This is a genomic window from Olleya namhaensis, from assembly GCF_900114005.1.
GTDB classification, from domain to species: domain Bacteria; phylum Bacteroidota; class Bacteroidia; order Flavobacteriales; family Flavobacteriaceae; genus Olleya; species Olleya namhaensis.
Genome location: NZ_FORM01000017.1, coordinates 1 through 6,789, shown reverse-complemented (window position 1 = coordinate 6,789; position 6,789 = coordinate 1). Strand labels below are relative to the sequence as shown.

Here is a 6,789-nt window from a genome sequence, read left to right as displayed (position 1 = left end):
CAATAAGTCCAACAACTGAAATTGTCACAATTCCAAAAATCAGAAGTCCATATTTTAATGCTTTGCTCAATGTTTGTTTTAAATTGCGTAGAACGGAATTGTATAAGAATAGTAGGGCGGAAAAAACGCACGAACCATTCGGTAAAACACAAGCCGAATTTTTAAATTTTTCTTATTATCTTTTTTTCTCAATAAGCCAAATTTAAAAATTTGGCGACTTCGCAAAAATCCCCAAGCCATTGAATTAAGCACTAATTGCCCTATTATTTTTATACGGTGTTACCTGCTGGCATTTCTCAAATCAGTATTCTAAAGCTAAAGTACAAATCTTTATATTCCATAAAGTCCTCGTAACCTATTCCAAAAGAAATTCTATTTACTGGAAAACCATTATTAAAATTAATATCCTTAAAAATTTCAGCTTTGTAATTAATTTGATTTTCAAATACTGATGTAGAGAGTGTCGTGCTTACATTGAGTTTTGAAAACCATTTAGAAGCATAAAAATGACCTCCGATTTTATTATAATTCCTGCTCAAATAGTCAAATCCAACTCCTATGCCTAAGTTTTTTTTAAGATTTAATCCATATTTAATTTGATGATTTTCAAATTTATTTCGTCTGTCATTTATATTGACATTTCTATTCTGATAATTATAGGCTATATAATCTGAAAGATTAGAATTTTTATGAAATATATTCCATTTGGCTATTTGTAAATTCAGATGATGAAATCCGTTGTTGTCAAAGTTGTACTGTAACGAGCTACTTCCGTTTATTTTTGTTTTACCGATATACGTCGCAGAATAGGAAGTGAAAAAACCTAAAGGTAATTTTGTAGCTCCACTATAGCCCAATTCTAAAGAATTTGATACATAACACATATTTACCATTCCTCCAGAATTGTAACAGCCTTTCTTTGGTAGTGTTTCTTTAAATTTTGTGTACACCTCTTTAAGCTTTAAAGTATCGGATATTTCTTTTACTAAGTCCATAACTATAATTGCTTCTGGAATTGAATCTTGCGAAGATGGTGTCCAGTAGTTTTTTTGCCAGTAACTTTCTTTGTTTGAATGTTCTACTATGTATGTGATTCCGTCCATTCCTTGACTCCATTTTTCTATATTCTTATCTGACGGAAGTTCTAATATTTTGGAATTTTGTACAATATTATAGACGTTTTGTGATTGTTTTGATGTGAGTAGAATTTTATTTGTAAATGTTTCGGTTTGACTTCTGTTAGCTTTTTTGGTATGATAAATATAATTTACAATTACTCCATTTATAACAGAACTATCTTTTGATATTTCAATTACCTGTCCGTGATTCCAAAATCTAAAATTGAAGTCATCTTCTGATTTTTCAAAATCTTTTAAGTCCAATGTCTTTCGAAATTCAACATTCCTTTTGTACCAATAAGCAGTATCTCCTTTTATTTCTTTGGTTTGAGAAAATAGAGTCTGAACCAACAATAAAAACGGGATGATGATGATTTGCAGTTTGTTCATTTGCTTGCAGGTAACGTTTATGTATAAGAATAGTGCGGTTTTGTGTGCGAGGATTTTCCGCAGGAAAATCAGATGTAACAAAAGCGCACGGACTCTTGATTAAACACTAAACTAAGCATTATTTTTATACGGTGTTACCCAACGTTTTTTATTTCTATTTTATAAGTCAAAACCTCTTTTCCAGTATCACAATTCAATTCCAAGGTTTTATCTTTCGTTTCTACTATTTCCCAATTTACAGAAGGAATATTTTTTTCCAAAACTTGCACTTCACGATTGTCAATTCCGATAAAAATCAGATTTGTATTTGGTTTTTTAGTCGTATTCCATTGTTGAAGTAAAATTCCATTAGAATAAGTAAAAAACCAATCTCCAAACAACTTATTCTCTAAAAATTCAATTTTCGGTTCGCTCTTCAAATTCAGATATGCTGGTCCAAATCTGATTTCACTAACATATTTTTGATAAATACTTATTCCGTTAAAGTTTGTATAAATATTCCATTGCTCGATATTAGACGATTCAATTTCTAATTCTAATTCAGTTTCTGATTTAAAAAATAGTCTTTGAAAAAAAGCAAATATTCCAACAAACACCGTTATTATAATTCCAACAATCAAAATTATTGGAAAAAGAATGATTACTAAAACATTCATTATTCCACTCAAAATTCGGTTGCCTTCTATCGGCTTTTTTATTTTGTTAATGAGTTGAATGTTAATCTGTCGTAGCATTTTTGGTAAATGTTGGGTAACGGTCTTGTGTATGAATAGTTGCGGTTTTGTGTGCGAGGAATTTCCGAAGGAAATTCAGACGTAACAAAAATGCAACTACCTTTGTTTAAGCACTAATTTAAGCAATTTTTTATACACGTTGTTAGCTTTAGTTGTGACACCTTTGAGTGAGCACGTTTTGTTGTTATTCCGCTTTTCAGTTCCGCAAACTTGCTCAAATTCCGCTTGAGTGATAATTCCGTTTTATTCAATCAATTTATTATAATATGGCATTATCAATTCCTCTAATTTTTTCCGTTGCGATTTTGTCAAAGAATGTCCTTTCGGTGGATATGTTTTGGTTGGATTAATAGCCAATTCAATTAGTAATTCTTTTATTATTTCGTTTCGGTCAATTCCGCGTGATAATATTTTGAACGTTGTATTATTCTGAATAACTGGTCTGTCCCAATTCGAATTCTCAAAGAGTTGAGAAGAAATTGAAAAAATGTGAGCAACTCCAATCCAATCATCAGGAATAACTTCGATAATTGCTTTCACATCTTTTTTCGAGATGGAATGATTTGGTTCGCTATTTATTTTTTCGGTTACGATTTTCATTTTTCGGAACAATTAAAGCTAACGGTTTTGTATAAGAATAGTTGCGTGTTTGCGTGCGAGGAATTTCCGAAGGAAATTCAGATGTAGCAAAAACGCAACTACCTTTATTTAAGTACAAAATAGCAATTATTTTTATACGTTGTTGGCAAACGTATTTTTAATCTACGTAGCCTTGATATTCTATAACTTTTAGTTTTTCGTTTTCAAATTTAAAAATGAAAACAGATGTTTGTTCTAAATTCCCAATTTTTAATAAATCAGTTTTTAATTCCATTTTAATTCGATTCTCAAGCTTTTCTTTTTTAGTTCCAATAAAAATAGAGTCCAAAAACTTAAAATCCGAATTTTCTATTTTAGCCGAGTAAATTGATTCCCAATTTGTTGCTCGATAAGAGTAAATTTTAGTCTTGTCAAAAGTCAGCGTTTTAATTGTGTCAGTAACTGATTCATCGTGAGTATTTGTTTTGGGTTCTGCTTTTAATTCAAACTTTGGATTTAGGACGATTTTTTCTAAATCAGATTCCAACTCAGTTAATAAGCTGTCATTTTCTAAATACTGTTCAGGAATAACAATTTCCTCAATCTTTTTTTTCGGTTCAGCTTTTAATTCAGTCGTTGGTTTTACCTCAATTGATTCCGCTTTTTGAGTTTCCTTTTGTTTACAAGAAACTATCAAAATAAGCATTAAGATTGAAGTTAGTAGGTGTCTTCTCATATGTTTGCCAACGTGTTTGTATATGGTTTGTTGCGTGGTTAAGCAACTAAGTTAACAAATAAAAACCGAATAGAAAATCCACGAGGATTTTCGTAAGTAGGCTAGAACTAGCAATAAATTATATACGGTGTTACCTACAGTTATTTTTCGTGATGCCTTTCGTAATCTAACTTCCATTCGCCATTTGTTAGGTCGAAAACCATTGAAAATGAAACTCCTTCGTCTTTTATTTCAAATTCAAGTTCAATATAGTCTTTACTTTGATTAATTTCAATAAACTCAATATGGAATTTTGGTAATTCAGTTTGTTTAAATTCTATTGTTTCATTTCCGATTTTGAAATCAGGAAAGTTTGATTTATTTAATTCAAAATATGGTTTGAAAATCAGTTGTCTTTCAGGTAATTCCGAAAAATGAAAATATGCAACAACTTTTGGATTAGTAAAAGCGGAATCTAAAACAGTTTTTAAATCCGATATAATTTTAGGATTATCAGTTTTTGTTTGAGGAAATTTGAAGTTCCGTTTGTTTGAATTTAAAAATTCACTATTTCTAGATTTACAGTAATCATATCTCATTCGGAAATCAATTATGCAAGAGTCTTTGTCAATCAGCATTTTTCTTTTAACGTCCAAAGTCCCTTTTCCAGTTTTCTTTGCATTTAAATATACTGTATCTCCTTTAATTTCATATTTTCCTTTTGTATTTGTAAATCCGAAATGTCCTGCTGTCACATATTCAAAATTTCCATTTCCATCAAAAATATAACTCCAATTTGTAGAAGCCCAATATCCAGAATAATTTCCTTTTAAATTCTGTCCAAATAGGACTGAACTTAATGTTAAGAAAATTATTAATATGAAGTTTTTCATAATTGTAGGTAACGGTTTTGTATAAGAATAGTTGCGTGTTTGCGTGCGAGGAATTTCCGAAGGAAATTCAGATGTAGCAAAAACGCAACTACCTTTATTTAAGTACAAAATAGCAATTATTTTTATACGTTGTTGGCAAACGTATTTTTAATCTACGTAGCCTTGATATTCTATAACTTTTAGTTTTTCGTTTTCAAATTTAAAAATGAAAACAGATGTTTGTTCTAAATTCCCAATTTTTAATAAATCAGTTTTTAATTCCATTTTAATTCGATTCTCAAGCTTTTCTTTTTTAGTTCCAATAAAAATAGAGTCCAAAAACTTAAAATCCGAATTTTCTATTTTAGCCGAGTAAATTGATTCCCAATTTGTTGCTCGATAAGAGTAAATTTTAGTCTTGTCAAAAGTCAGCGTTTTAATTGTGTCAGTAACTGATTCATCGTGAGTATTTGTTTTGGGTTCTGCTTTTAATTCAAACTTTGGATTTAGGACGATTTTTTCTAAATCAGATTCCAACTCAGTTAATAAGCTGTCATTTTCTAAATACTGTTCAGGAATAACAATTTCCTCAATCTTTTTTTTCGGTTCAGCTTTTAATTCAGTCGTTGGTTTTACCTCAATTGATTCCGCTTTTTGAGTTTCCTTTTGTTTACAAGAAACTATCAAAATAAGCATTAAGATTGAAGTTAGTAGGTGTCTTCTCATATGTTTGCCAACGGTCTCGGCTATGAGTAGTTGCGTGGTTTAGCGGTTAACTTAGCAAGTACACACCAAGTTGGAAATTCCGCAGGAATTTCCAAAGTAGGCGAAAACAAGCAATTACTTATAGCCATTGTTATGTGCTGGCTTTTTTTAATTTATTTTCCATTCCGTAAATCAACTCTCGGAAGTTTTGAAATCCACCAAGATTTAATTTTTCAGGTTGTTTTTTATCTCCAAATTGGAATATTACAATTCCGATTATTATTGGTAACGTTAACCACCAATTAAAACTCCAAATCCACCAAATTCCAATCATTGTAAAAATTCCGATAAACATAATATTTCGTCCAATCCGAGATAATTTATGCGACTTAAATTCAAATTCCTTCATTGTTCCTGGTGCAATTCTATTCACTTCATCAATCAATAGTCCACCATATTTTAGAAAAAAAGGATTTATTTCAGAACTCGGTTTTAATTCAGTCGTGTCAGCTCCTTTTTCAGTCAGGTTTTGTTTTAATGTTCTAAATATTGAAGCAGTTTGACAATTCTGTCCCAAAAGTTTAATTGGCTCGATATTTTCTCTTTCGGCGTATTTAGAAATGTACTCGCAAAAGTCAGATACAGTTCTAGTATCTTCATTTATTAAAATGTCTTCCAATTCCGAAAGTGGTCTGTCAATTTTAAATTCTTTGTGATAGATTTTAGCCAATTTTTTAGGATTTACTAAATCACAAGCATCTCGCCAATCAAAGATTGAACTTTCATAATTAAAGTCCATTCCTTTAACAACAACTGGGTCAAATTCAATTGCGAATTGATATTGAGAAATCAACATCTGAAATATGTCTTCTTTACTGTATTTCATTTTTTGCACTATGTTTTTTCAGCTTGCACATAACGTGTTTGTATATGGAAAGTTGCGGGTTTGCGTGCGAGGAATTTCCGAAGGAAATTCAGACGTAGCAAACGTGCAACTACCTTTGTTTAAGCCAAACACTAGCAATTTTTTATATACGGTGTTGGCAACAGTTTTTTTATTCGTTTAATAATATTTTCAGTTTTCAATCGGTCAAAATCATCTTTTAACTTTTTCCATTCTCGATAATCAGCATCTACATCTTCAGGTCTTTTACCTTTAACTCCAGAGTGATTCGTAATGTGATTTACCAATTCCAAGTGAGCAAGTCTTTTGGTCAAATTTCGGTCAATCTTTTCATTCCGATTAAATAGTTCCTGTAATTTTGTTTTCAGTTCATTCGGATATCGAGTGAGCAATTCAGCTGAACCTAACAGATTAACCTCTACATTCGATTTGGTTAGTAAAATCCACAATTGGTCAAAATTCGGTTCAGGTAATTTTATAAATCCGTATTCGTTTCCCCAACCAGAATCCCACAAGATTTCATTCATCCATAAATTTCCTTTTTTGTCAACAAAGTGTTCTGTTCCGTCTACTTTTTTCAATCCGAAATCTTCTGGCTTACTTTTGTTATATCTAAAAGAAGCTAAAAAATGCTTTTCGTTTATGTCAATGTTTTCGGTTTTCATCAAATTGTTGCCAACGTGATTGTGTATGATTAGTTGCGTGATTTAAGGAACTAAGTTAGCAAATAAAACACAAATAGAATATTCCGCAGGAATGTTCGTAAGTAGCC

At 30.8% G+C, this 6,789-nt stretch carries 9 protein-coding genes; 1 reads left to right on the top strand and 8 read right to left on the bottom strand.

Annotation, left to right across the window (positions count from 1 at the left end):
• The coding region (locus tag BMZ09_RS16290) for a hypothetical protein (protein ID WP_218143727.1) at positions 1–206 on the top strand (206 nt) is incomplete at its 5' end.
• 90 nt (positions 207–296) lie between these two features.
• Here the strand turns inward: BMZ09_RS16290 and BMZ09_RS15850 are convergent.
• The 8 genes from BMZ09_RS15850 to BMZ09_RS15815 form a co-directional block, all read right to left on the bottom strand.
• The gene (locus tag BMZ09_RS15850) at positions 297–1,508 is read right to left on the bottom strand and encodes a hypothetical protein (protein WP_090842475.1); all 1,212 of its coding nucleotides are present in this window, start codon (positions 1,506–1,508) and stop codon (positions 297–299) included.
• Positions 1,509–1,642: 134 nt separating this feature from the next.
• Positions 1,643–2,242: a hypothetical protein gene (locus tag BMZ09_RS15845; RefSeq protein WP_090842473.1), complete on the bottom strand. Its 600-nt coding sequence runs from the start codon at positions 2,240–2,242 to the stop codon at positions 1,643–1,645.
• Between the two features lie 243 nt (positions 2,243–2,485).
• Positions 2,486–2,842 carry a hypothetical protein gene (locus BMZ09_RS15840; protein WP_090842471.1) on the bottom strand — a complete coding sequence of 119 codons (357 nt, stop codon included), beginning with the start codon at positions 2,840–2,842 and terminating at the stop codon, positions 2,486–2,488.
• Positions 2,843–2,999: 157 nt separating this feature from the next.
• Positions 3,000–3,557 (bottom strand): hypothetical protein, encoded by a 558-nt coding sequence (locus BMZ09_RS15835; protein WP_143067846.1) that lies wholly within the window; start codon positions 3,555–3,557, stop codon positions 3,000–3,002.
• A gap of 140 nt (positions 3,558–3,697) precedes the next feature.
• Entirely contained in the window at positions 3,698–4,429 is a 732-nt protein-coding gene (locus tag BMZ09_RS15830; protein ID WP_143067847.1) for a hypothetical protein, read from the bottom strand.
• Positions 4,430–4,576: 147 nt separating this feature from the next.
• Positions 4,577–5,134 (bottom strand): hypothetical protein, encoded by a 558-nt coding sequence (locus tag BMZ09_RS15825; protein ID WP_143067846.1) that lies wholly within the window; start codon positions 5,132–5,134, stop codon positions 4,577–4,579.
• A gap of 130 nt (positions 5,135–5,264) precedes the next feature.
• Positions 5,265–5,999 carry a hypothetical protein gene (locus BMZ09_RS16235; protein WP_090842465.1) on the bottom strand — a complete coding sequence of 245 codons (735 nt, stop codon included), beginning with the start codon at positions 5,997–5,999 and terminating at the stop codon, positions 5,265–5,267.
• Positions 6,000–6,130: 131 nt separating this feature from the next.
• Positions 6,131–6,682: a hypothetical protein gene (locus tag BMZ09_RS15815; RefSeq protein WP_090842462.1), complete on the bottom strand. Its 552-nt coding sequence runs from the start codon at positions 6,680–6,682 to the stop codon at positions 6,131–6,133.
• Positions 6,683–6,789 lie beyond the last annotated feature (107 nt).